The sequence below is a fragment of the Aphanizomenon flos-aquae FACHB-1287 genome, assembly GCF_014698755.1.
Lineage (GTDB): Bacteria > Cyanobacteriota > Cyanobacteriia > Cyanobacteriales > Nostocaceae > Dolichospermum > Dolichospermum flosaquae.
Genome location: NZ_JACJTO010000012.1, coordinates 54,832 through 81,447 on the forward strand (window position 1 = coordinate 54,832; position 26,616 = coordinate 81,447).

General features: G+C 39.4%; 22 protein-coding genes. 12 read left to right on the top strand and 10 right to left on the bottom strand.

What is annotated here, in order from left to right; genetic code table 11:
- Positions 1 to 359: 359 nt before the first annotated feature.
- Both H6G44_RS08105 and H6G44_RS08110 read right to left on the bottom strand, forming a co-directional pair.
- Positions 360 to 965, bottom strand: coding sequence for a J domain-containing protein (locus tag H6G44_RS08105; RefSeq protein ID WP_190385983.1), 606 nt, complete (start codon positions 963 to 965; stop codon positions 360 to 362).
- A gap of 118 nt (positions 966 to 1,083) precedes the next feature.
- Entirely contained in the window at positions 1,084 to 1,677 is a 594-nt protein-coding gene (locus H6G44_RS08110) for an ATP-dependent Clp protease proteolytic subunit (RefSeq protein ID WP_190385984.1), read from the bottom strand.
- A gap of 27 nt (positions 1,678 to 1,704) precedes the next feature.
- Between H6G44_RS08110 and H6G44_RS20245 the strand changes: the two genes are divergently transcribed.
- Positions 1,705 to 1,986, top strand: a complete 282-nt coding sequence (locus H6G44_RS20245; protein WP_190385985.1) for a hypothetical protein — start codon at positions 1,705 to 1,707, stop codon at positions 1,984 to 1,986.
- On the opposite strand, the gene H6G44_RS08120 is transcribed toward H6G44_RS20245, so the two are convergent.
- Positions 1,955 to 2,617: an ATP-dependent Clp protease proteolytic subunit gene (locus tag H6G44_RS08120; protein ID WP_190385986.1), complete on the bottom strand. Its 663-nt coding sequence runs from the start codon at positions 2,615 to 2,617 to the stop codon at positions 1,955 to 1,957. The two genes, H6G44_RS20245 and H6G44_RS08120, sit on opposite strands and share 32 nt — an antisense overlap.
- A 434-nt stretch (positions 2,618 to 3,051) precedes the next feature.
- On the opposite strand from H6G44_RS08120, the gene gpmI reads away from it, so the two are divergent.
- The 3 genes from gpmI (at position 3,052) to H6G44_RS08135 (ending at position 5,771) form a co-directional block, all read left to right on the top strand.
- Positions 3,052 to 4,650 carry a 2,3-bisphosphoglycerate-independent phosphoglycerate mutase gene (gene gpmI, locus H6G44_RS08125; RefSeq protein WP_190385987.1) on the top strand — a complete coding sequence of 533 codons (1,599 nt, stop codon included), beginning with the start codon at positions 3,052 to 3,054 and terminating at the stop codon, positions 4,648 to 4,650.
- A gap of 77 nt (positions 4,651 to 4,727) precedes the next feature.
- Positions 4,728 to 4,961 (top strand): preprotein translocase subunit SecG, encoded by a 234-nt coding sequence (gene secG, locus H6G44_RS08130; RefSeq protein WP_190385988.1) that lies wholly within the window; start codon positions 4,728 to 4,730, stop codon positions 4,959 to 4,961.
- Between the two features lie 12 nt (positions 4,962 to 4,973).
- On the top strand, positions 4,974 to 5,771 hold the full coding sequence (locus H6G44_RS08135) for a peptidase (RefSeq protein ID WP_190385989.1): 798 nt from the start codon (positions 4,974 to 4,976) through the stop codon (positions 5,769 to 5,771).
- Positions 5,772 to 6,041: 270 nt separating this feature from the next.
- On the opposite strand, the gene H6G44_RS08140 is transcribed toward H6G44_RS08135, so the two are convergent.
- Positions 6,042 to 7,010 (bottom strand): orange carotenoid protein N-terminal domain-containing protein, encoded by a 969-nt coding sequence (locus tag H6G44_RS08140; protein ID WP_190385990.1) that lies wholly within the window; start codon positions 7,008 to 7,010, stop codon positions 6,042 to 6,044.
- Between the two features lie 312 nt (positions 7,011 to 7,322).
- On the opposite strand from H6G44_RS08140, the gene H6G44_RS08145 reads away from it, so the two are divergent.
- The 4 genes from H6G44_RS08145 (at position 7,323) to H6G44_RS08160 (ending at position 10,752) form a co-directional block, all read left to right on the top strand.
- Positions 7,323 to 7,529, top strand: a complete 207-nt coding sequence (locus tag H6G44_RS08145) for a glycogen debranching protein (protein ID WP_190385991.1) — start codon at positions 7,323 to 7,325, stop codon at positions 7,527 to 7,529.
- A 124-nt stretch (positions 7,530 to 7,653) separates the two neighbouring features.
- Positions 7,654 to 8,340, top strand: a complete 687-nt coding sequence (locus tag H6G44_RS08150; protein WP_190385992.1) for a uracil-DNA glycosylase — start codon at positions 7,654 to 7,656, stop codon at positions 8,338 to 8,340.
- Positions 8,341 to 8,473: 133 nt separating this feature from the next.
- The gene (locus H6G44_RS08155; RefSeq protein ID WP_375379348.1) at positions 8,474 to 9,331 is read left to right on the top strand and encodes a Tab2/Atab2 family RNA-binding protein; all 858 of its coding nucleotides are present in this window, start codon (positions 8,474 to 8,476) and stop codon (positions 9,329 to 9,331) included.
- Positions 9,332 to 9,438: 107 nt separating this feature from the next.
- Positions 9,439 to 10,752 (top strand): TldD/PmbA family protein, encoded by a 1,314-nt coding sequence (locus tag H6G44_RS08160; protein WP_190385994.1) that lies wholly within the window; start codon positions 9,439 to 9,441, stop codon positions 10,750 to 10,752.
- A gap of 134 nt (positions 10,753 to 10,886) precedes the next feature.
- Here the strand turns inward: H6G44_RS08160 and H6G44_RS08165 are convergent, their stop codons facing one another.
- On the bottom strand, positions 10,887 to 11,522 hold the full coding sequence (locus tag H6G44_RS08165) for a Uma2 family endonuclease (protein ID WP_190386020.1): 636 nt from the start codon (positions 11,520 to 11,522) through the stop codon (positions 10,887 to 10,889).
- A gap of 143 nt (positions 11,523 to 11,665) precedes the next feature.
- Between H6G44_RS08165 and H6G44_RS08170 the strand changes: the two genes are divergently transcribed.
- Together H6G44_RS08170 and H6G44_RS08175 are read left to right on the top strand one after the other, a co-directional pair.
- Positions 11,666 to 13,030, top strand: a complete 1,365-nt coding sequence (locus tag H6G44_RS08170; RefSeq protein WP_190385995.1) for a serine/threonine-protein kinase — start codon at positions 11,666 to 11,668, stop codon at positions 13,028 to 13,030.
- 389 nt (positions 13,031 to 13,419) lie between these two features.
- Positions 13,420 to 13,710 (top strand): hypothetical protein, encoded by a 291-nt coding sequence (locus H6G44_RS08175; protein WP_190385996.1) that lies wholly within the window; start codon positions 13,420 to 13,422, stop codon positions 13,708 to 13,710.
- Positions 13,711 to 13,798: 88 nt separating this feature from the next.
- On the opposite strand, the gene H6G44_RS08180 is transcribed toward H6G44_RS08175, so the two are convergent.
- Both H6G44_RS08180 and H6G44_RS08185 read right to left on the bottom strand, forming a co-directional pair.
- Entirely contained in the window at positions 13,799 to 13,948 is a 150-nt protein-coding gene (locus H6G44_RS08180) for a type II toxin-antitoxin system HicB family antitoxin (RefSeq protein WP_190385997.1), read from the bottom strand.
- A gap of 29 nt (positions 13,949 to 13,977) precedes the next feature.
- Positions 13,978 to 14,193, bottom strand: a complete 216-nt coding sequence (locus H6G44_RS08185; RefSeq protein WP_190385998.1) for a hypothetical protein — start codon at positions 14,191 to 14,193, stop codon at positions 13,978 to 13,980.
- Positions 14,194 to 14,393: 200 nt separating this feature from the next.
- Here H6G44_RS08185 and ftsH2 point away from each other — a divergent pair, with 200 nt between their 5' ends.
- Complete coding sequence (ftsH2, locus tag H6G44_RS08190) at positions 14,394 to 16,280, top strand: ATP-dependent zinc metalloprotease FtsH2 (RefSeq protein ID WP_190385999.1); 1,887 nt, start codon at positions 14,394 to 14,396, stop codon at positions 16,278 to 16,280.
- A gap of 512 nt (positions 16,281 to 16,792) precedes the next feature.
- Positions 16,793 to 18,334, top strand: a complete 1,542-nt coding sequence (locus H6G44_RS08195; protein WP_190386000.1) for an NAD(P)H-quinone oxidoreductase subunit N — start codon at positions 16,793 to 16,795, stop codon at positions 18,332 to 18,334.
- An 83-nt stretch (positions 18,335 to 18,417) separates the two neighbouring features.
- Here H6G44_RS08195 and H6G44_RS08200 read toward each other — a convergent pair whose 3' ends face one another.
- From H6G44_RS08200 to H6G44_RS08210, 3 genes are all read right to left on the bottom strand, one after another.
- Positions 18,418 to 23,295, bottom strand: a complete 4,878-nt coding sequence (locus H6G44_RS08200; RefSeq protein WP_190386001.1) for a hybrid sensor histidine kinase/response regulator — start codon at positions 23,293 to 23,295, stop codon at positions 18,418 to 18,420.
- A gap of 129 nt (positions 23,296 to 23,424) precedes the next feature.
- On the bottom strand, positions 23,425 to 26,043 hold the full coding sequence (locus H6G44_RS08205) for a methyl-accepting chemotaxis protein (protein ID WP_190386002.1): 2,619 nt from the start codon (positions 26,041 to 26,043) through the stop codon (positions 23,425 to 23,427).
- A 31-nt stretch (positions 26,044 to 26,074) separates the two neighbouring features.
- Complete coding sequence (locus H6G44_RS08210; protein WP_190386003.1) at positions 26,075 to 26,608, bottom strand: chemotaxis protein CheW; 534 nt, start codon at positions 26,606 to 26,608, stop codon at positions 26,075 to 26,077.
- Positions 26,609 to 26,616 lie beyond the last annotated feature (8 nt).

Here is a 26,616-nt window from a genome sequence, read left to right on the forward strand (position 1 = left end):
TAAGTAGGTTGACGTTAAAAATTGTCGTGATAGCGAGGTAAGAGGTCATAGGTAAGACTAAAAAAGTTTAGCCCTTGAGTACATCATAAGCAAAATCCGAACAAAAAATCTCATAAAGCTTGCTAAGTACGAGAAATAAGCCTTATATTTGAATATAATGGCAAAATATTCAATATTCCCCTGTTTTCTGTTCCCTGTTTCCTTTTACTGAAATTTTAGACTTAAAAGATGTTTTAAAAATTGACGACGATTATGAATCGCTGCTGAAAAGTGAACAATTCAAAAATAAAGTATGAATAATAAACTCTTACCAATTACCAATTACCAATTACCTATTACCTATTACCAATTACCAATTACTAAAGCTTTAATTCCAACCGTTGAAAATCCTGCTGTACCTCATTCCACAGAGCTTTATTATATGGGTCAGTTTTTAAGGCTTTTTTCAGATAAATTCTAGCCTTTGGTAATTGGTTTTCTGCAATTAACGCTCGTCCCCAGATTTGATAAGCAATTGCTAACCATTGACGCACCTCCATATCTGCTGGTAAACGGGCCATTAAAGCTTCTGCTAGAGCAATAGCCTGGGGAAAACGTCTTTCCTGTAAAAACCGCTGTAACTGTTCATAAGTCTTCCATTTTAACCGTTTTTCTATATCCTCTAAATTTGGGGGGTGAGATGTAACCGTTGTTTTTGGGTCTGCTGATTGAGTTTGAACCTGTGTAGTGCTAGAAGCATAAGTTTTCTCCCCACCAGACTTTGACCTAAAATCCTCCGAAGGTAAGACAGTTTGTAGGAATTTATAAGCTTCAGTTACCGCAATAAATTTGTCTTTGGCTTTGAGATCATCTGGATTAATATCAGGATGATATTGCTGTACCAATCGGCGATAGGACGCTTTAACATCAGCAAAAGAAGCTCCCGACCTTAAACCTAATATCCGGTAATAATCTTCAAGATTCATGTTGCTTTGCTTAACTCCAATTCAAAATTCAAAACTAAAAATTCAAAACCAAAAATCCAAAATGAGTAATTCATAATTTTGAATCTTACATCTTGAATTTTGAATCATTTTTCACTATTTAAATACGTTCTTCAATCACACGATCAATTAAACCGTATTCTTTAGCCTCTTGAGCAGACATAAAAAAGTCACGATCCATGTCTTTTTCAATCTTGCTTAAAGGTTGAGTAGTGTTATCAGCATAAATTTGATTTAACTGACTCCGAATTCGTAGAATTTCCCTAGCTTCGATTTCGATATCAGAAGCTTGTCCGCGAGTTCCACCAGAAGGTTGATGAATCATAATCCGGGAGTGAGGTAAAGCCATGCGTTTACCCTTGGCTCCAGCAGCCAATAGGAAAGATCCCATAGAAGCAGCTAAACCGACACAGATTGTGACCACATCAGACTTGATATGTTGCATGGTATCATAAATTGCCAAACCAGATGTCACCATACCACCAGGGGAATTGATATATAAATAAATATCCTTTCCTGGATCATCGGAATCCAAATACAGCATGACAGCAATAATTTGGTTAGCAATTTCATCATCTACATCTCTTCCTAAGAAAATAATTCTTTCCCGGTAAAGACGGTCATAAATGCTAATCCAATCTGTATATTGTCCACCGGGCATCCGGTAAGGAACTTTAGGCACACCTATAGGCATTTGCGGTACTCCGTTTGTAATTGGTCAGTGGTTATTGGTCAGTGGTCATTGGTTATTGGTCATTGGTTATTGGTCATTGGTCATTGGTTATTGGTTATTGGTCATTGGTCATTGGTCATTGGTCATTGGTCATTGGTCATTGGTCATTGGTCATTGGTCATTGGTCAGTTTTCACCCATCACCCATCACCTATTACCTATTACCCATCACCCATCACCTATTACCCATCACCTATTACCTATCACCTATTACCCATTACCCATCACCTATTACCTAGTTAAAGCACACCTATGGGGAGTGGGGGATTAGCGAGTTCTTCCTTCCTGAAAACCCTGTCAATTAAACCATACTCCTTAGCTTCGTCGGGAGTCATGTATAAAAGACGATCCATATCCTTGCTAATCTTTGCTGCATCTTGTCCAGTTGTCCGAGCCAAAATTTCCAGCATAGAAGCTTTATTTGCCAAAACTTCCCGAGCACGAATTTGAATATCCGTTGCTTGTCCTTGGGCGTAGCTCTTAGGCTGATGCAGGATAATAGAAGAATTAGGCAAACTAGCACGACACCCTTTTGTTCCAGCACTAAGAATCATCGCAGCCATACCCATTGCCGAACCAATACAAATGGTGTGGATGGGGGGTTTGATATATTTCATAGTGTCATAGATAGCGAAGGCTTCGGTTTCAAAACCGATAGGTTCGCCACTGTAACCAGAAGTACCTGTAGAGTTGATGTAGATTTTAATTGGCTTTTCGGGGTCGTCAGACTGTAAGTACAGCAATTCAGCGACGATTAATTCCGTAACAGCCGGAACAAGCGGCATACCCAGATAAACAATCCGCTCCTTTAAAAGTAGAGAAGGTAAATCTGGTGGCGGTGTCCGGTAGGAGCTATCGCCAGAATAGGGGGCTTGCACAGCCTTGAGGTGAGAAATATCCATAGCAACTAATCGCCTGAAACTATGCCGTTAATGTATTACATCCTAGCGCGATGGTCGCCTAATTTAGGGTGTGGATTTCTCCCTGATAGTAAAAAAAGCTAGATTCTGGTGGAGTTAGTTAAAAAAATATAATTCAGACCGATCAACTGATGAACAGTTGGAACAGTTAGAAATCTTCTTAAATTCCCATAAAAGTTTTATAGGACAAAGGTTATAGAACGTTGGTTTCTGCCAAACCCTTATCTGCTATTATAAGCGATCGCACAACAAAATAATTTTTAGTCAATTCATCCAAAATGTGGTTCGTACATTATTTTATACAGTATATGTAATTTTAAATAGGAATTATTAATTCAATATGCAGAATTTAACCTCCAGAGGTCGTTGACAATGGTATCATTCAGGAATTACAAAAAGTAAAGGGCGATTTTACTATGACCAAAGCACCTGTTGCTCCTGTGGTGCTAGTCATTCTAGATGGATGGGGCTACTGTGAGGAAAAGCGAGGAAACGCAATTAGCGCTGCCAAAACTCCGATTATGGACAGTTTATGGGCTGCTTATCCCCACACCCTCATTCGCACATCAGGAAAAGCCGTAGGGTTGCCAGAAGGTCAGATGGGCAACTCGGAAGTTGGTCATTTGAACATTGGCGCTGGTCGAGTCGTACCCCAAGAACTGGTACGGATATCAGATGCTGTAGAAGACGGTTCTTTAGCGGCAAACCCAGCCCTTGTCAAAATTTGCCAGGAAGTTCGTTCTGCTAATGGCAAGTTACATCTAGTGGGGCTTTGTTCTGATGGCGGAGTGCATTCCCATATTACCCATCTATTTGGACTGCTTGACTTAGCAAAGGAACAGCAACTTTCACAAGTTTGTATCCACGCCATTACTGATGGCCGTGACACCAAGCCGACAGATGCCATCAACGTTATTCAGCAATTAGAAGACTACATAGATAATACTGGTATTGGTGAAATCGCTACAATCAGCGGTCGCTATTATGCCATGGATCGTGACCATCGTTGGGATCGAGTCCAACGGGCTTACGATGTGATGACAACAGATAGCGCCGGCAATGGACTCACGGCTGTAGAGGTATTAAAATCATCCTACGCTGAAGGTGTTACTGATGAGTTTCTTCTCCCAGTTCGTCTGCGTCCAGGCGCGGTAGAATCTGGTGATGGGGTAATATTTTTTAATTTCCGCCCCGACCGGGCCAGAGAACTAACTCAAGCTTTTGTTAGTCACACTTTTAGCGGTTTTGAAAGACAGCCAATTCAACCGCTTTCTTTTGTAACTTTTACCCAGTATGATCCAGAATTACCTGTTTCTGTGGCCTTCGCACCGCAAAATCTGAGTAATATTCTGGGTGAAGTGATCGCCAAGCGCGGTTTAAAGCAGTTCAGAACGGCGGAAACTGAAAAATATGCTCATGTCACCTATTTCTTTAATGGGGGAATGGAAGATGCTTGTGTGGGAGAAGACCGGGAATTAGTCAGTAGTCCCATGGTGGCGACTTATGATCAAGCCCCAGCGATGTCAGCACAAGCTGTGACAGATGTAGCGATCGCTGCCATTAGAAAGGGCATCTACTCCCTGGTGGTAATGAACTATGCTAACCCAGATATGGTAGGGCATACAGGGCAAATTCCCGCTACTGTCACAGCTATTGAAACAGTAGATCGCTGTTTAGGTCGTCTCGTTGATACTATTGGTAAGGCTGGTGGTACAGTAATTATTACGGCTGATCACGGTAACGCTGAGTATATGCTAGATGAAGGTGGTCATCCTTGGACGGCACATACTACTAACCCAGTTCCGTTAATTTTGGTAGAAGGTGAAAAAGCCAAAATACCTGGATATGGGACAAATGTAGAATTAAGAAATGATGGCAAATTAGCCGATATTGCCCCAACTATTCTGAATATTTTACAGATATCCCAACCGCAAGAAATGACAGGGCAATCATTACTTAAGCCCGCAGAATATGATTTACAACTAACTCGCACTCCTGTAAAAGTAGGGTTGTAAATTCGTAAAATGGTAGGGGTTTAGCATTGCTAAATCCCCACTGAGTTGATAACTTCTTATAAACAACATTTCTAAATATGGCAATTACTAACATCATCCAAGGTATTTGGGCATTTTCCGCTCTAGGTTTGATAATCCTCGTTTTGTTACATAGTCCTAAAGGTGATGGTATTGGCGCTATTGGTGGACAAGCGCAATTATTTAGCAGTACCAAAAGTGCCGAAAATACTTTAAATCGAGTTACTTGGGCATTGGTCGTAATTTTTATGGGTTTAACTGTGGTTTTAAGTGCTAATTGGTTGCCTAAATAATTGAAACTGAAAATGGGAAAAATTACCCAAAATCAAAACTTTTGGCAAAGATTAATAGCAGTTCTGACTTTAGCAATAACTACAGGACTGCTAGTTATTTTTATGAATTTTCAAGTTAATGCTGTTGTTAGGAAACAGGGAACAGATAACAGGGAACAGGAGAAAAATATTCAATTATCTAATTCTACCATACCTATTCTCCAAAAACCCCATCCTTTACCACCAACTTTGGAAAAATGGCAAGATAAAACAAATAGTGGTGATTATTTTGATCAAATTAAATCTACTAAAGTTGGTTATTTAATTTGGTCAAATTTTCCAGTCAAGGTAAAAATAGAATCACCAATAAATATCAGTGAAAAGCAGTCAGAAATATGGATTAATAATGTTTTACAAGCAGTGCAAGAATGGAGTATTTATTTACCTTTACAAGTAGTTGAAAAATCCGCTGTGGCTGAGATTACAATTATGGGAAAAGCGCCACCTTTACAGCGTGAACCTAATGGTAAAATACTGCGTGCACGTTCAGCTTTAACCATTTATGATTTATATACTGAAAATAATATTTTATCTCACCGATTTACAATTCTGTTGAGTCCCAACCAAACTAATAATTATGTACTATCAGCAGCCCGGCATGAACTTGGTCATGCTTTGGGAATTTGGGGTCATAGTCTTTTAGAAACTGATACTATGTATTTTTCTCAAGTTCGCAACCCGCCATTTATTTCTGTTAGAGATGTAAATACTTTAAAACGGGTTTATGAACAACCTACAGGTTTGGGTTGGTCTGTTTTGAGGAAAGAGTAAAGATGATACAGTGTTTTCCCCTGAATATGAGGTACAAAGTTAAATCATGAAACTCTTGTGGTGCGGGCATCTTGCCCCCTAGATATATACCTTATAACACTGATAAGTTATCATTTAGCTTAGTGGTTTTTTGTTGTGCTTATGCGCTAGAGATAGTTCTTCCTCATCGGTTCTATGATAACAAGTTTTTCCGTCGGTGTCAAGAGCTTTTACCAGCAAATTGCGAGGCTGTGAAAAGTAAATTTGATTTTTGACAGCCTCATGATTTGATTAAACGCGACGTAGGTTCATAAGTTCTTGAGGAGAAGCTAACATATCAATAGCTACAAAGAATATTTTTCCGTCGGGATTAATTAAGAAACGCCAAGAAATATTCATACCAACAGTCACACCAAACCAAGGAGTTTGTACTACTCCTGTGATTTTCAGTTGCTTAGAACCGTCTGGTTGAACTTCACAGATACCTTGTTGCGGCATCATGTTAAGTCCCTGCGCTTCTTCACGCATATATTTAGTAATTGCTTCCCGGCCTATAATAGGCTTTTGGAATGGTGGTTGTAGAGCACCGTCAGTAGTAAATAGCGCAATAGCAGCATCAAAATTATCTGCATTCATGGCTTCAATATAGCCTAATACAGCGGGTTCTGTAATCCCGTCAATTTGCACTGAAGAGATAACAGGGGTTGTGCGTTGGAAAGCAGGTTCGGTACTTGCTTTAGGATAACTACTAGGACCAAGATCAGAAGTATCAAACCCCATATCCACTACAGTATTCCGCAATACAGTAATTTGCTGACCTGGATCAAGTTTTTGTGTAGTTTCTAATACAAATTTTACACCAGGAGACATTTGATAACCAGGGGGGATAGGAGCAATAACTCCCTGTTTCATTAATTCTCCTAACTCATACCAGAAAGCTAGTTTGGTATTAACGCTGAAGAAACCATAGGAACGGCTAATAGGAGTATCAGCGCGGCTGGCTAAATCCCGCATGACCTTTGTTTGTTCTTCGCGGGTCATTTGCTTAATTTGGTTCAGCAGACCTTCAGCTAGTTGTAAACGGGCTGAACCGGGAGCGGCGGGAGTAATGGTTTTACCCATTTCAGTGTAAGCATACCAAAGATAAGCTAATTGATCATCAACATTAAGTTGATCAAATAACGCTATAGTTGCAGGAATAGGACTAGGAACTTGAGTATTAGAAAAAATAGTTTGAGCGGACTGGATAGTTAAAGCCACAATCGTTATCTCCAAGATTATGTGTTTATTAGTCGCTGTTAAGACTTAAGCCAAAAATGTTTATTATGAACTTAATATCTATATGAAGTAATTTAATTGAGATCTTAATTTTTGTAAAGATCTAGAAATTACCAATTGACAAAACGCTTAATTTATGATCAGAAAATCTTTTTCAAAAGGGGCTATTTCTAGTACCATAATTGTTACAGGATGATCCGGTAAGCGATACAATTGAGGGTGGGGAAAGCCTACAGAATTAACAATTGCATATCGATATGGTTGTTTTAACACCAAATTTTAGAGGAATAATATATGATTATTTGGGTAAATGAACAAATTGATCCTTCAGGGATGATTTATGCTTGTATTGCCTGTTGTAATGAATCCCAGGCTAAAGATTGTCATGAATCGTTTAAGAATAATTTGACAAAAACACAACAATCAGAGGGCTGGGTTGCCAAATTGAGAACGGTTAAGTCTTGGGATGATGTACCCGTGAATGCGTTAAAGCTTGATTAGTACAAGTATATTGTCTAGGGAAAAAGCGACTCTATACCTATAGATATAGTGAAGTATGGAAAGCCTTAATAACCATTAATTGATAGGATATAACCTAGAGTTCCTAGTTATCATCGCCAATTCCATGCAGCACGAAACTCAACTTAGTCTATTTAATCATTCTAACTTAAACCAAAGAGACCTAATTCCGACCAGTAATAAAATTCCCATTACTCCTGGAACCTATGAAAATGTAGAGTCATTGGCAAAAGACTGTAATAACTGTTACCGTTGTCCATTAGCTGAAAACCGTACTCATGCCGTAGTCGGACGTGGTAATCTGCAAGCCGAAATCATGATTATTGGGGAAGCGCCGGGAAAAACCGAGGACGAAACAGGTTTACCATTTGTAGGTAGATCAGGACAACTACTAGAAAATATCTTAGCTTCAGTAAATTTAAATACAGAAACAGATATATATATTGCCAATATTTGCAAGTGTAGACCACCAGAAAATCGTGTTCCCAGCAATGAAGAAGCAGCAGCTTGTAAACCATATTTATTCGAGCAAATTCGCCTAGTTAACCCTAAAATTATCTTATTAACAGGTGCAACCTCAGTAAAAGGTGTAATTGGTGACAAACGCCCAATTACTAAAATTCGTGGTCAATGGCTAGAGTGGGAAGGACGGTTATGTATGCCTATTTTTCACCCTTCCTACTTATTGCGTAACCCTTCCAGGGAACAGGGAAAGCCGAAATGGCTAATGTGGCAAGATATACAGGCAGTCCGGGCTAAGTTTGATGAATTTAAGAATCAGGATAAAAATTAATTACAGTAAAAATCAGAAATTTGGGAACAATTTCCCCAATTAGTAACAATGATCCTGTAACTTGGTAAAATTAAAACATCACAATTTTAAGTCATCAGATTTTTACTGCTAAAACATGGGCAACCAGAGAAAAATGTACTGGGAACTTGATTTTTACTCCCGTCCGATTTTGGACGAAAATCAGAAAAAAGTGTGGGAAATGTTAGTGTGTGAAAGTCCTGTAGATATTGGTACACAAACAGATTCTCTGTTTCGCTATGCTAAATATTGCCCAAGTACCCAGGTAAATTCGGGTTGGCTGCGGACAGCAATTCAGGAAGCCATAGAAGAAGCAGGTATAGCACCTACTAAAATCCGCTTTTTCCGTCGCCAAATGAATAATATGATTACTAAATCCTGTGAAGATGTGGGAGTACCCGCAGTACCAAGTAGACGTACTTTAGTGCTGAATCAGTGGATACAACAGCGCATGGCGGAAGTGTATCCCCAAGAACCGGGATATCAAGGGGTGACTAATCCTTCTGTGCGTTTAGATAGACCCTTACCCCAGCGTTTACCAGATGCTTTAGAAGGAAAGCAATGGGCTTTTGTCACCTTAACGGCTAGTGATTTTACGGAAATGCCAGATTGGGAAATTGGCTTTGGTGAAGCTTTTCCCCTGGAATTGGCGCAATTATCCCCGGAAACGCGAATTCCGGGAATTTTGATTTTCTCACCCAGGGCGTTACCGATAGCGGGTTGGATGTCCGGGTTGGAAATGGCTTATTTGCACTTTGACACCAAGCAAGGTGACAGATTGATTTTAGAAACAGGAGCTACGGAAAGTTGGGTTGTGGCTAATATCCGCACTCCCGAACTTCTAGCAGAAGCACAGGGTTTTGCGGTAGCGAAGGAACAGGCTAATGGCGTACATTTTATCGGTGTCCAGTCCGATTCTCAAGCCCAAGATTTTGCGGGATTTTGGCTGTTACAGGAAATTAATTTACCCTAAGGAAGTGGGGAGATAAAAAAACTGTAACTGTTAATGACAGGCTAATGGGATAATGGGATGCGTCTATTAAGCGATTTATATCCACAATCCATAATTGATAAGGGGACATGGGTTCTGCAAATTTGTTACAAGATACACTGGCGGAACAACTGTTAGAACTTGCCCTCAAGTCTGGCGCTGAGGCTGCGGAAGTGTATCAATCACGATCACTTTCTCGACCAGTTTTTTTTGAAGCCAACCGTCTCAAACAACTAGAAACCAGTCAATCTGAGGGGACAGCCCTACGGCTATGGCGGGATGGTTGTCCGGGTTTGACGGTAGCCTATGGAGATGTTGATCCTCAAGCTATGGTGGAAAAATCTTTGGCACTGAGTCAATTAAATCCACCGGAGACAGTAGAATTAGGGAGTCATTCAGGGCATTCTTACCCTAATTTAGGCAAGTCTGTATCTGTAGAAACTTTAATTAATTGGGGCAAGCAAGCGATCGCCCTAATTCGTGATGTCTATCCAGATATTCTCTGTCATAGTGACTGGGAATGTGATATAGAAAACACCAAACTCATCAACAGCAAGGGTTTAGATTCTCATTATACTGACACTACACTTAGCTGCTATATGTCCGCTGAATGGGTTAGAGGTGATGATTTTCTCAGTGTTGCTGACGGACAAACCCAACGTTATGAACTCAGCCCTGAAAAAATAGCCAGCCAAATTTTACAACGATTAAATTGGGCTAAAAAAAATGTTCCTAGTCCTAGTGGTCGTTCTCCTGTATTGTTCACTTCCAAAGCAGCAGATATGCTGTGGGGAACTGTACAATCAGCTTTGAATGGTAAACATATCTTGGAAAAAGCCTCTCCCTGGGTAGATAGATTGGGTAAACCAGTAATTGCACCGACCCTGACCCTATACCAAAACCCAGCAGCAGGCCCCTATAGCTGTCCCTTTGATGATGAAGGTCAACCTACGCAGTTATTAATATTTATCGAAAATGGGATTTTACGGAATTTTTATAGCGACCGCACCACCGGACGACAATTAAATGGCGGTAGCACTGGTAATGGCTTTCGTCCTGGGTTAAGTAGTTATCCCACTCCTGGGCTATTTAATTTCCTAATTCAACCTGGTGATCTTTCTCTCTTAGAATTGATTAAAAAAATGGATAATGGCTTAATTATCGATCAAATATTAGGTGGTTGTACTGGGCTATCTGGTGATTTTTCTGTCAATGTTGATTTAGGCTATCGGGTCAGAAATGGTCAAATAATTGGCCGGGTTAAAGATACAATGGTTGCAGGTAATGTCTACACAGCCCTAAAACAGGTAATACAACTGGGTAAAGATGCTGATTGGAATGGTTCTTGTTATACACCATCATTGATAGTAGAAGGACTATCTATTACAGGGAAAAATAGTTAAAATGCCAATATTACTGACTTTATGCTTCATATTTTATACAATTTGAATAATAAAGTAGGTATGGAGTGCTACCCTACATTAGAAAGAAATAAAGAATTTAAAGCTTGTAGAGAGGAATTTATTCCTCATTTGACTTACAAGCTGTTTAGCCAATTTCTAAAAGCCTTTAATGTCGCATTTCTTCCTATAGTTCGACTGTTTTCTAAATATTGAGGAATGACTGCAATTAAAGGTAAATTAGGAAAATTTAAACTAGATTTCGATTCCACATAAACACCATTTTCTAAAATATTAATTTGCAAAATTCCGTTTTCAAACCGCCATACTTCAGGAACTTTTAAACCTTCATATATGTTCAAATGAGTACGAGAAGTAATATCAATTTCTAAAGCTAAATCTGGAGGAGGGTCAATTGTTAAATCCAATCTTTTTTTCCCCCGAATTACAGCTTCATTTTGAATATAAAAACATTGATCAGGTTCTATACCTTGTTCCATAAATTGATTTTTAAAGGTCGTAGAACCAAGACTAATAAATTCAACATCTAACTGTTCTAACAATGCTTTGACTAAATCACTAATAATTTCTTTATCAAATTCATGTTCTGGTAAAGGACTCATAATTTCTAATATTCCCCTATCATAAGCAATTCGCGCAGCCCGGTGTTCTCCCAATTCTTCAATAATTGTTTCTAATTCTTTCCAAGTCACATTTTCTAATATAACTCTTTGTCCTGGTGGTACATGAACACGCTTTAATTCTAACAACATCATTGCCACTCCTTATGATTTGAATTTTTTAACATTATAACATCCGATATCCCCAACTTCTTGAAGATGTCGGGGATTTAACCAAGTCCATGATATAATTACCATGATATAATTAAATTAATCTTCACCATATCTACAAGGGTATGATAATCTGGCAACCAGGGCAACAAATTAATAACGGTAGATTTATCATTCAGGGTAAACCCTTGGGTAGTGGTGGTTTTGGGACTACCTACAAAGCCTTAGAACCTAGCACGGGTAAATTATACGCCATTAAAACCCTCAATCAGCAAATGCAATTGCGAGAGGATTTTCCAGAACAACAGGTTAAGTTTATTAACGAAGCCTTGACAATTAAAGGTTTTGATCATCAGCATATTCTCAAAGTCCATGAAGTTATTCAAGCAGGTGAGCTTTTTGGCGTGGTGATGGAATATATTGATGGAGTAACTTTATTTCAATATCTTCGACAAAAGGGACAACTTACCGAAAGCGAAGCACTATTATATATAGATCAAATTGGTCAGGCTTTAGAATATGTTCACGCTAAAGGTAGTTTACACCGGGACATTAAACCTGCAAATATTCTCTTACGTCAAAATAAACAAGAAGCGGTTTTAATTGATTTTGGTTTAACTCGCAGTATTGCTACTAAAAGTATGACAGCTTCTTTAACAGAAGGTTATGCACCTATTGAACAATATCGTCGCAAAGGGAGTTTTGGACCCCATACCGATGTTTACGCTTTAGCTGCTACTTTATATTATCTGCTGACGGCTGACGGACTCAACCAAGAGGGTGAATTTAGTCCCGTACCCGCACAAAACCGGAAATATGATGATGAACCTTTACCAGCGCCAAAACATTATAATTCTGGCATTAGTCAGAGGGTGAATGATGCTATTTTAGCAGGGATGGAAATAGAACCGGAAAACCGGACTCCGACGGTGTTGAAGTTTCGGGAAAATTTGGGTTTGGTAGTTCAACAACCCATTAATTTTGATATTCAACAACCCATTAATGTAGAGACGTTCCATGGAACGTCTCTACAAACATCTAATATGGACTACAGGAAACTGCGTGACTACCTCGCACAAGGGAAATGGAAAGAAGCAGACGAGGAAACAAGACGGGTAATGTTAGCAGTTGCGAAACAGGAAAAGGAAGGTTGGTTAGATGATAAAAGTATTGATAATTTCCCCTGTGAAGACCTGAGTATTATTGATAAGTTGTGGGTAAAATACAGTGATGGTAAGTTTGGTTTTTCTATCCAGAAACGAATTTATCAAGGTTTCGGTCGAACGAGAGAATATAACAGCGAAATTTGGAGACAGTTCGGGGACAAGGTAGGATGGAGAAAAGGAGGCGACTGGTTGTACTACAAAGATATTACTTTTGACAAGAAAGCACCAGAAGGCCACCTACCGGCATCGATCCCGAGGTGGAGATGGAGGGGGTGGAGATGGGGGGTCGGGTTCTTCTCTCGCGTCGAGACTTGTAGACTGTAACATTTAAGGGTTACAGAAAATTATTAAGTCAGAATCAGGATAACCAGGATTTAAGGATTAACAGGATGGTAGTTTATAGATGGTTTAAATTATTCAAGAACAATCATTCAAAAACATCCTGAAAAATCCCCAAGTTCCAAAAAACAATCATCCAAAAACATCCTGTAAATCCTCAAATCCTGGAAATCCTGATTCAGACAAAAAAATCACCAACTCCCACCAAAAATCATCCAACAACATCCTGAAAATCCTCAAATCCTGGAAATCCTGATTCAGACAAATAAAATCACCAACTCCCACCAAAAATCATCCAATAACATCCTGTAAATCCTCAAATCCTGGACATCATTTAGATATAATATAATAAATTGCCAGCAGGAGTATTACTTATGACGGTAAAAAAACTTATTCAAGCAGAAATTGACAGAATACCAGAACAAGAGCTAGATAATCTTTATCAATGGATAAAAGAATTTACAGATAAAATAAATAGTCTAAAAAATGGGATTTTCTCACCCCAAAATATACCACGAGAAACCTTGGAAACAGCAGAAGAACATCTTTCTTATCCTTACCATGATTTAGATTATCTTGCTGGAATATGGACGAAAGAAGATGAAACTGAATTTTTACTTAATACTGAACAATTTAATGAAATAGATCAACAATTATGGCAATAAAATCAATCTTACTAGATACTAATGCCTATGTTTAAACGTAATCAAAATGAAGCAGTTTCAATAATTGGAAATGTAGATATTATCGCTATCAATTCTTATATTGAATAGCAAGTTTCAAGTTTTCTTTCGCTTCCTCAATGGTTTCACCTTGACCATTAGCACCAGAAATTTCTGGACAAATTGCCCAGTATCCTCCTTCCGTTGCTCTCTCAATGATGGCTGTTAACTCTGCTTTCATAACAATTTCCACAAGAATTCCACTATATTTTAAACGATGACACTATTACCCATCACGAAAAATCTCTCTAAAACTATTACCTTCGCTTCTTCGTTTTTTCGTGGTTCATTCTCCATAACCTCTGTGTTGTATTGAGCTTTAAAGCATAAATAATATAAATGAATTTGGTAATCCTGTGCAGTCAAGCATAAAATTAGTAATAGAGATAGCAAAATATAAATTAGCCCCAAATCCTTACTAGGCATGACTTTGGGAATATTTAACTTTTAATTTTTAATTTTTAATTGGTATTAGTATGAGAATTAGGTTAAATTTAATTAAGATTCTAGACAAACTTCATGAATCTGCCATAAGCAAACTGACGTTTTATGGCTCAAATTACAAAATGGATTTATAAACATCCGTTACAAAAGCAGTCATATTAGTATCTAGAGGTAAATTAAAGATGAAATTCTCTTGGAGAGTCGTGGCACTTTGGTCAGTGCTGGCTTTGGTAATCGGCTTTTTCTTCTGGCAAGGATCATTTGCCAGCACTCCTGCGGACACAGGCAAAAATGCCGCCAATACCCGCATGACCTACGGACGCTTTCTGGAATATTTAGACGCAGACCGCGTTACCAGTGTGGATTTATACGATGGTGGGAGAACAGCAATTATCGAAGCTAATGACCAAGACATCGAAAACCGCATCCAACGTTGGCGGGTAGATTTGCCTGTGAATGCCCCTGAATTAATCCAAAAGCTCCGGGAAAAGCAAGTCAGTTTTGATGCCCATCCCATGCGAAATGACGGGGCAATCTGGGGAGTTTTGGGTAATTTAATTTTCCCAGTTTTATTAATTACGGGATTGTTCTTTTTGTTCCGTCGTTCTAATAATCTTCCCGGTGGTCCTGGACAAGCGATGAATTTTGGCAAATCTCGCGCTCGTTTCCAAATGGAGGCGAAAACTGGGGTAAAATTCGATGATGTGGCAGGAATTGAAGAAGCAAAGGAAGAATTACAAGAAGTTGTCACTTTCCTCAAACAACCTGAGAAATTTACCGCTGTGGGCGCTCGCATTCCCAAAGGTGTACTATTAGTAGGACCCCCAGGAACTGGTAAAACTTTACTCGCTAAAGCCATTGCGGGTGAAGCTGGTGTACCTTTCTTCTCTATCTCTGGTTCGGAATTTGTGGAAATGTTCGTGGGTGTGGGCGCTTCCCGTGTCCGTGATTTGTTTAAAAAAGCGAAAGATAACGCTCCCTGTATTATCTTTATTGATGAAATTGACGCGGTAGGTCGTCAACGAGGCGCTGGTATTGGTGGTGGTAATGATGAGCGGGAACAAACCCTTAATCAATTATTAACGGAAATGGATGGTTTTGAAGGCAATACTGGCATTATTATTATTGCTGCTACTAACCGTCCTGACGTCCTAGATGCCGCTTTGTTGCGTCCTGGTCGTTTCGATAGACAAGTAACTGTAGATGCTCCAGACATTAAAGGCCGTTTGGAAGTATTACAAGTTCATGCTAGAAATAAGAAGTTGGATAAAAGCGTATCCTTGGAAGCGATCGCCCGTCGCACTCCAGGATTTACCGGTGCAGATTTAGCTAACCTCCTCAATGAAGCGGCGATTCTCACTGCTAGAAGACGCAAAGAAGGTATCACTTTAGCAGAAATTGATGATGCTGTAGACCGCGTAGTTGCGGGTATGGAAGGTACTCCCCTGGTAGATAGCAAGAGTAAGCGGTTGATTGCTTACCATGAAATTGGGCACGCTTTAGTGGGAACTTTACTTAAAGACCATGACCCTGTACAAAAGGTGACTTTGATTCCTAGAGGACAAGCCCAGGGTTTAACTTGGTTTATGCCTAATGAAGAACAAGGTTTAATTAGCCGTTCTCAGCTAAAGGCCAGAATTACCGGGGCTTTAGGTGGTCGGGCTGCGGAAGAAGTAATTTTTGGAGCAGCAGAGGTCACAACTGGCGCTGGTGGAGATCTACAGCAGTTATCAGGAATGGCTCGACAAATGGTAACACGGTTCGGAATGTCTGATTTGGGTCCTTTATCTCTGGAAAGCCAACAGGGTGAGGTGTTCCTCGGTCGTGACTGGACAACCCGTTCTGAGTATTCTGAGTCTATCGCTTGTCGTATTGATGCTCAAGTCAGAATGATAGTGGAAGAATGCTATACCAATGCTAAACAGATTATGCGTGATCATCGTAGTCTCGCAGATCGTTTAGTTGATTTGTTAATTGAAAAAGAAACCATTAATGGTGATGAACTTAGACAAATTGTGGCTGAGTACGCGGAAGTACCTGATAAATCTCAGTTTGCTCCAATTCTGTAAGGGTTAATTTTCAATCATATCCCCGATTTCTTTGAGAGGTCGGGGATTTTGCCTTTTTATTGATTAAATAAAACCAAGGTTAAAAAACGAGTCTCAACCCCCTTATTTTCTCAAATTATTGCCATATCTCATCTTTAACCGCTTTGTACCCATTAAGATTAAAATCACGGGTTTAACAGGAATTCTGGGAATCAATAACTTTACAACTGCCTGTAACTTTTGCTATCATTTAACTTATCAGGGTGGAAACTGCTCACTTTCTGATCTGATATTAAAAAATACCTTCACTGTTTTCTGTAAGTTGGGTTAAGCAACAGCAAATACGCATACTTTGGGTTTCATTCAACCCAACCTACAAATCAAGGCTTTTTTCAATTTGGTGAAGCTATTGATCAAATATAAAAATTATCAACTGTTAAAGATAGAAAGATCAATGCAATTTTGGTCAAGAAGTATAGATAGAATAAACTTGTATCAGCCCTAATGTTTAATCGCTAAAACCTATATATCTCATGGATTTTGCTAATTTTGCATCCCAGTTAAATGCTGGAACGATTTTACCAGAAGGAATCGTCATGATTACCCTCTTGGGGGTTTTGATTGTTGATTTGATTTTGGGACGGACATCTGCTCGCTGGATTGGATATCTAGCTATACTCGGTTTAACGGCCGCGATTATCGCTCTATACTTCCAATGGGATACAACTACCCCCATTGCCTTTACTGGTAGTTTTAATGGTGATGACCTGAGTATTGTTTTTCGTGGTATCATCGCCCTGTCTGCCTTGGTGACAATATTAATGTCAATTCGCTACGTTGAACAAAGTGGTACGGCTTTAGCCGAATTTATCGCTATTTTGATGACTGCGACCTTAGGAGGAATGTTTTTATCCGGTGCTAATGAGTTGGTGATGATTTTCATCTCTCTAGAAGCGTTGAGTATTTCCTCTTATTTGCTAACAGGTTATACAAAACGGGACTCCCGTTCCAATGAAGCAGCGTTGAAATACCTGTTAATTGGTGCTTCCAGTACAGCAGTGTTTTTGTATGGTGTCTCGCTGTTGTATGGTTTATCTGGTGGACAAACAGAACTAAGTGCGATCGCTCAAGGCATCGCCAAAGCAGATGTTAGTCAATCCCTGGGTTTGGTAATTGCTCTAGTTTTCGTAATTGCGGGTATTGGCTTTAAAATTTCCGCAGCACCCTTCCACCAATGGACACCAGATGTTTATGAAGGCGCACCAACTCCAGTTATTGCTTTTTTATCCGTTGGTTCTAAAACTGCCGGATTTGCTCTGGCTATCCGTCTCTTAACCACCGTTTTCCCAATCGTAGCAGATGAATGGAGATTTGTCTTCACTGCCCTTGCGGTACTGAGTATGGTATTGGGTAACATTGTCGCCCTAGCCCAAACTAGCATGAAACGGATGTTAGCTTATTCATCCATTGCCCAAGCTGGGTTTGTGATGATTGGCTTAATCGCAGGAACTGATGCCGGTTATTCCAGTATGATTTTCTATCTCCTGGTATATCTGTTTATGAACCTATGCGGCTTTACCTGTGTAGTATTATTCTCCCTGCGAACCGGAACAGACCAAATTTCTGAATACTCTGGCTTATATCAAAAAGATCCTCTTCTTACATTAGGGCTAAGTATTTCTTTGTTGTCTTTGGGTGGTATTCCCCCACTAGCTGGGTTTTTCGGGAAGATTTACCTATTTTGGGCTGGTTGGCAAGCTGGTCTTTATTGGTTAGTTTTACTCGGTTTAATTACTAGTGTGGTTTCTATCTATTACTACATTCGTGTAGTTAAGATGATGGTAGTCAAAGAACCTCAAGAAATGTCCGAGGTAGTCAAAAATTATCCCCAAGTTCGTTGGGACTTACCAGGACTTAGACCCTTACAAGTGGGTTTGATAGTCACTTTAATAGCTACTACTATTTCTGGAATTTTATCCAATCCCCTGTTTACCTTGGCTAATAATTCTGTTACTAATACTCCCATGTTACAAGCCGCCAAAGTTGCTAGTACACAAGTTACAGGAAATAGATAACGGATAATGGGTAATAGGGAATAGGGAACAGTAAAGATATCCTCAAGGTGATTAATTGCCCATTATCTATTACCTGTTATCCATTAAACAGTAGCTACCAAATTTTCCCCTTTTAGCATTCGAGCAGCCGCTTCTAAAATAGCTTCTTCCAAATAAGGTTTGGTAAAGTAGCCACTAGCACCGAGTTGTAAAGCCATTTGTCTATGCTTATCAGCACCACGAGAAGTGAGCATCGCAATAGGTAAATTGGTGAACGAACCATCATTCTGAATCCGTGAGAGAAATTCCAACCCATCACAACGTGGCATTTCAATATCACAGAAAATGATATCGCAAGGTAAACCAGAACGGAGTTTATCCCAAGCTTCTTGGCCATCACGGGCTTGTTCTACACGATAACCGACTTTAGTAAAAGTCAGAGATAGAAGTTCTCGAACTGTAATCGAGTCATCAATAATTAATACCACCGTTTCCACCTTATTAGTAGGAATTGGCTGGTCGGGTGAACCTGTATGCTGCCAATTTCCACCCATATTTTTAGAGATCTTACCTTGGAAGATATCAATAATTTCTATTACATCAGCAATGGGCATAATCATTCCATCACCAAGAACCGTAGCACCTGCGACACCACTGGGTTTAGGTGCTGGACCTTCAAACTGCTTAATTGCAATTTCCTGCTCACTCAGGACTTGATCAACTTGTAACGCAATCATTGTAGTACCAGAGCGGACAACGATTACAGACATGATATCATCATCTTTGTGAGTACCATAAACCTTCCCCCGGGTCAGGTGACGATTAAAAACTAAAATCTCTTTTAAAGGTTGGAAAGGCAGGACAGTATCCCTCCAGACAATAAATGATTGTCCATCAGCGTCTCGCTGAATATCTTTAGTGGGGATATTAAGAGTATCCTCCACTCCGTCCATGGGGAAAGCGATTCTGGTTTGGTCGGAAATGCAGAATAAAGCTTTACAAATACTCAGTGTCAGGGGTAGACGAATTGTAAAGGTAGTTCCTTTACCTATGGTGGAGTCGGTACTCACGGTTCCGCGAATTTCGCTGATATCATTGTAGACGACGTTCATGCCTACACCCCTACCTTTGATATCATCTACTTCATCGGCGGTGCTAAAGCTAGGAAGAAATAAAATTTGATAGGCTTCTGTCCGCGACATGGTTTTTGCCTGTTCAGGGGTGAGGATACCTTTTTTGACCGCCTTGTTTTTCACCCTTTGATGATCAATGCCCCCTCCGTCGTCACTGACAGAAATGATAGTTTGGTTTCCTTGTTGTAAGGCGCGAATATTAATAGTACCTACAGGTGATTTACCTGCTGCTTGACGCACTTCTGGGGTTTCAATTCCATGGGCGATCGCATTATTGACCATGTGAGTTAAAGGATCTGTGAGTTGATCCAGAATCATCTTGTCAACCAAGGTCTCAACACCTTCTGTCGTTAACTCTACCTGTTTGCCATATTTAATCGCATTATCTCGTACTCCTCGCCGCAAACGATCAATAGCTTGGGAAAATGGAACCATTCGGGCTTTTGTCAATCCTTCCTGTAGCTGATTAGTTGCTTGGCGTAACTGTCGGGATACCTGTTCTGTTTCTTCAGTAATAAAATCAATATCACTGGCTGACTCCCGAATTCGCACAATAAATTCAATCATTTCTTGGGCTAGAATATGGAAGGGCGTAAATCGATCCATTTCGATTTCACTAAACCCACGATTATCGGCATTGGATGAATTATCATGTTCTCTAGAGCGACGACTGGCCAAAAGAGAAGCTTCTAAGAGCGATCGCTCATAATATTCCTCCATTCTCACACCTACGTCTGACAGATGCTGCACCTGAACCAATAAGCTATCTAGTGACTGTCGCAACCGCTCATGATCCTGCTCTAAAGTATTGCGATTTACCACCAACTCCCCAACTAAATTACTCATATCATCCAGTTGTTTAACTGGAATTTTCATACTTTCTTCTCGAGGAGTCCGCCGAGTAGTTGGACGAGGGATTTTACTAGTAGAAGTTTTTCCCGATATCGTTGATATGTTAGATATTTTATCGGACTGTTCTAATAAGTTCTCTAATTCACTAAATTCCTCTTCTAATTTCTGGATGTCCTGAGCAGGTCTTTGAGCAGAAAAGGTATTTTGAGATTTAACTAATGGGGGAATCGGAGCAGGGGTGTTGAGTTTTTGTTCTGAAGTCGAGGAATGAGAAACAGCGGGTCGGCTATGTAATGTCACCTCCGGTTTGTTATCTTCATTCCCACCTAACAAGGCTTCTAATTCTGCAAAATCTTCGTCTTGAGTAGCATCATCATGGGTAATTTCTGTCGCTACTGGGGATAAAATCGCTTCTAATTCTGCAAATTCATCCACTGAAAATTCTTCTACTGTAGTTTCGCTGACAGGTTCATCTAAAATTGCTGCTAATACGGCAAATTCATCTTCTAAAAATTCTTCTACGGTCGTTTTTGAATCTAATTCTGTAGAAGTTTTGCCCCCCGCAAAAACTAAATTTGTTGTCGGATTTGATTGTAGTTCTAAATTAGAATTAGTAAAATCTGAGTTAGCTTCTGCTTCCAATAATGCAGTCTCTTTTTCAGAATATATTACTAACTCATTAATTAATTCTTCCGAAACGCTATTTGAAAAATCTGTTATATCCTCCTCAAAAAAGATTAAATTATCATCATTGCTATCTTCAACAGCCTTAACCAGTGGTGTATTTGCTCTTGTTTCCTGAGGAGTGCGGAGTGTAGAAGATGAATCACTAAATTTAGTTACAGACAACTTATTAAATACAATACCGGGAACAGTGTTAGAGTTTGCATCTACAACATCATCAAATAAATTATCTTCTTTATCTGATGTGAAAAATAGATCAAATGACTGTTCTTGTTCTTGAAAAACTGGATTAAACTCTTTTTTATTTGAACTATTACTGACAGGTAATTGCTGATTTGTTGTAACAACTTCAAAGAAGGCACTAGACAAACTTTCCTCTAATTCCTTAGTTCCATCCTGATTAACTAAAGTAGTGCTTTCTGATTCTGTTGTACTTATATCGTCCCAGAAGTTATCAAGATCATCCATTGAATTAGAAACATTTGTTTTGATTTCAGGTGTATCAAATAAATCATCAATTTCCTGGGTTAGCGACGACCTATTTTTTCCTACCTCTTCAAACAAATTATCTAATGATGAACTTTCTGGAACTGATGGTTGTGTTTTTGATACCTCTGCAGTTTTAGGAATAATTTTTTCTGGAGAACTAGTATATTTTTGTCCCGGCTTCTTAGCTGAAAATAAGGAATTATCAACACTAATTTCCGGTTCTATACCTATTTTAGAGATGGTAATATTTTCTGGTTTGGTTGTTTTGGCAGTAACCGATAATTGAACAGCTTCCGGTGGTAATTTGCTATTATCTCCGGTATTCGGGTATAACTCTTCTAACTTATTAGTGCTAATTTCCCTATTTTTCAGATGCGGTTGTTGAGATTCTCTAGAAATTAAAATTAATTCTGTAATTACATCATCTGATGGGAAGTCTAAATCTGTATTACTTGACCACAGATTATTATTTTCTCTAGATTCTAAGCTAGATATTTCAGTTTCCAAATCTGCTAAATATATAGCCTCATGTTCTAAAAAATTATCATCAAATAAAATATTTAAATCGTCGTTATTACTTGCATTTATTTGATATTCATCATCATCTTCAAAGAAGAGTAAACTATCTAAATCATCATTTATATTCAGTTCTTGACTATCATTATCTTTGGTAATTCCCAGTTGATAATTAGTAACATTTCCTAATATTTCTCCTTGTTGCCAATTATCATTTAACTCTTGTGTATCATCTGCAAATAAATCAGCAAGATTATTTAGCTCAGAAACTCCTATTTCTGAATGATTGTGAATTAAAGTTGATTGATGATGAGTAAATAAAGATCTAGATTTATCAATAAGTCCAGTTAGATTAGTCGCATTTACTGACGCTGGTGGTTTTACATTTAGTTCTGTTGTTCCTGTCAATAAAGGTTCCTGAATTTCTGTGTTCTCGAATGCTAATAATGACTGTTGTGGACGAGGACAAAGAGTTTCTAATTGTTGACTAATAGCAATTTCTGCATCTTTATTTTTGAGAACTAATTCTTGAGCCTGTTTAATTTCAGTAATAATGATTTTCGCTAAAGTCAGATAACTATTATTGGGATTGGATATAGCTAGGGCTGCCGATTCACACAAAGTGCACCAATTTGATAAATTTAAGTCCCTGCCAATTTTTGATAATTGATGACAGCATTTTTGCAAATTTTTGCGGGAGATCTCCAAGTTAGTTTGCTTAAACTGCTGTAGCATTTCCCGAAGAATTTCTAATACCTGAGCTTGGAAATTTTTCCAATCCTGATGTTGTCTAGTGTCTATAGGTGGTTTCTGTGGGGGAACAGATGTCTCTACTTGTAAATGGGTTGTGGGTAAGTTATTAAGGTTTTTTACTCCACTATTTCCTTGTTTCAACAACGTTTCTATATGGTCATTCAGCCATTTTAGAACTGGTTCAGTTTTAGACATCAGAGCTTGAGCTTTTTCCTCCGACAAACCAAAGGGATTGCCAAGATTTTCTATCAGGGCTTTTAAGGTATCACAGACATCCAGTAGTAAAGATTCTAACTTTTGGTCTACTTGAATAGGATTTTCCTTAAGAATCTTGAAACAATCCTCAAGACGGTGTGATGTGTGCTGAATACTACTTAAACCTAACATAGCCGCACCACCTTTGATAGAGTGAGCGGCACGAAAGACCTCATTAATCATTTCTGAATCTTCCAAGGTAGTTTGGAGATTCAGTAATCCTTGTTCAATAGTGTTTAAGTGTTCTCTGGCTTCTTCGAGAAAATAACCTAAAATCCGTTGTTGTTGTTCCTGCTGCATAGTTAGTTAAATAGGGTTTTTAGTTGTCAGTTGTCAGTTGTCGGTGGTCAGCGGTAAGATTCTGTATTACCTGTTACTTATTACCTATTACCAATTACTTATTACCCATTACCTTTCCCCTGTCCCCTGTCACCTTGATTCGATAGCATCCACTCGGAAGCGTTCCACAGAGGAAATCAAGTCGCGGGATACCCCCACCAAATGTTGCAATGCTCCAGAAACCCGCTGTGCTTCTTGAGAAGTTTCTTGAGCCGCTAATTCCACAGATTGCATTACCTGTGCTACAGCGCGAGAAGTTTCCGTTTGTTCCATGGTATCACTAGTAATTGATCGTACTAAAAGATCAATATGATCAGCTACTTGAATGATGTTATCAAGCGATCGCTTGGCCTCTTCTGCTAATTTAGTTTGATGAATTACCTGTTGTGTACCCTCCTCCATTGCTGTCATAACTGAGCTAGTTTCGCTTTGAATTTGCATCACAATTTGTTCAATTTCTCTTAAAGACTTAGCAGACCGATCTGCTAACTGTCGCACCTCATCAGCCACAATAGCAAATCCTCGACCCGCTTCTCCCGCTCTTGCTGCTTCAATACTAGCATTAAGAGCTAACAAATTGGTGCGAGAGGCAATTTGTGAAACTATGGCAATGATAGAGTTAATTTCTTGAGAAGATTCTGCCAATCGTTTCACTTTTCGGCTAGTTTCTGCCACTGTTTCCCGAATTTCCAAAATCCCCGCTACCGTATTTTCGACCGCTTCCCCCCCTTTCTGAGCGATTTTACTAGCATCACGGGCTACAGCTTCCGCTTCCCTAGCTGCTTCTGCTACCCGTTGGATAGAAGCTGTCATTATCTGTACAGAATTCAGTGTCACAGCTAACTTTTCCGCTTGTCGTAAAGCATCCCCAGATAAGGCTCTAGCAAAGGTTTCTGAATTGGTTGAACCTTTAGTGACATCACGGGCTGCCACTTTTACCTGTTGAACAATATCCCGGAGGTTTTGAATTGTCAGGTTAAAAGCATCAGCTACCGCTCCAAGTACGTCCGCTGTCACTTCGGCTTGAACTGTTAAATCTCCTCTGGCTGCTCCTTCTACATCATCAAGAAGACGAATTACCTGCCGTTGCAGGTTTTCTTGAGCTTCCTCCATCTCCATAGCTTTACGTTGGGTTTCATTGGTAGTTGTGAAAATCACCCTAGTCATATCATTAAAGCTAGTAGCTAAGTCGCCCAATTCATCTTGTGAATAGACTGTCGCTTCTACGTTCAAATTCCCTTGATTGACCAAATCAAACTGATTTTGCAGATCCTTAGTAGTACGACGGATTTGTGTAAGAGTGAGATTACCCATCAACCCAGCGGTGGCTGCACCTGTAGCTCCTGCGACCAAGGCCATTAATAAACCCGTGTTTCTTACGGATTCCTGTTGTTTAGTTGGTGACATTGACAGGGCTAATGCAGTAGCTGACGCTATACCTACCATTGATACCAAACCCACAGTTCCAGCTATCCACCATTGTTTCTCGTCTAAGGAGGCATTTTTAAAGCGTGCAAATAATCCCTGTTCAACAGCTATATTGGATTTTACCTTGGCAACCTCTGATTTCGTAAACACAGGCGCTGGTTCTTTAGCGCCAGTACCAGGTCCAGTAATTGTGAATAGTTCTGGATCACTATGGTTATGATCTTCATAGGCTTCAATGTTTTCATCATCGAATGAGTTATCAATTTCATATATGGAACTTCCCCGACTGTTCAAAGATCCTGATTTCCATCTCTCATCTTCCGTGGGTTCTAATCCTGGTGTATCAGGGAGATCATCAAATTCATCAAAGTTGTTTAAAAACCCTATGTAATTGTTATTACTGTCTACATGAGAAATTTTGCTGATATCTTCAGCAGGATCAGTCTCTAAATTCGCCTCATCTTCTGCCCCGAAAGCAGATTCAAACTCGTCCAAATCAAAATCGTCATCCTCAAAGTCATCTTTTCTTTGCCGTTGTGGTGGTGGAGAATTGTTGATTTTGATAGATGATCTTGATATAGATGGGCTCGATATTGGTTCATGCTTATCAAGCGATAATTTAGTGTCCCCAATAGTTGAATAACTATCACTCCTGACTGAACCAACCTCGCCTACGTTGTTATTAATATCACTATGATTATAACTGGGAGCAATTTCTTCTGGCCAAAAAGGTGGTAATTGACCTGATATTAGCTCACCAGTAAGATTAGCAGTGGGTAGGCTAAATGGATCATCACTCATTTCATCATCCAAAAAATTGCCGTGGAAACTATCTGGATGACTAGCAAAGGGATTATCTTCTTGAGAATCTAGGGATGGTTTGTATTCTGCAAAAGAGTTTATTTCCGAACCACTGCTATTAAAATTCCCTGTTGTCCCCGAATTTAAAGATGCTTCATTTTCTACCTGATGATCATAGGCAGATTCATAATCATCAAATGGCTGTATATACTGATCTATAGTTGCCAGACAATTATTAACAAACCCGATAATTTCTTGATCATCTGTCAGGTGTAATACGCTTTGATATTCACTTTTAGCTACACTGTACTGTTGTAGCATATAGTAAATATGTCCCCTCAGTAAGCGTGAGTCAGGGTCATCTGGGGAAAGTCTTACTAACTCATTAATAACTTCCGCTGCTAATTCATAATCTTGTTGTTCATAGGCTGTTCTTGCTCGATCATAATTGATGTTTTGATATTCCATACGTGTTTCCATTTCCTCCCTCCCAAATTTATTCTGCTTAAGTTCACCCGGCCCATCGCGCACTTCGCAAAATTGCTATTTGATCCAGTAGTCGCAAATGTTTTTTTTCTTTTTCTGTATTAAGTAACCACTCTCCACGCAAAAACGGAGCCATTGCATCTGGGACATTATTTTGTGGCATTAGGTACTTTACATCAAGCCAGTCCATTCCACAAATTTTTTCCACTCCTAAACCCACCATTGTATCTTGATCTTCAATAGCAATGACTGGTATTTCCGAGCAGTCTGTGTTTAATGGGGTTGTTTCACCAAGAAATTGACCTAAATCAGCTACCCAGATCAAACGTCCCCGTAAATTTAGCGTACCTAAAAGTAAGGAAGACGTATTAGGGATTGGTGTAATCCGATCAGGACTAAGTTCAATGACCTCTCGAATTCCTGTGGCCTGTAATGCAAACTCCTGACGTGAGGGCAAGTAAAACCGCAAATGCAGCTCACCTTCAGGCGCTTCTAGTGGTAATTTGGGACGGAATTGATCTTCCTTGCTGTCATTTAAAAAGTCTGGGTTGCTAACCATGTTATTTT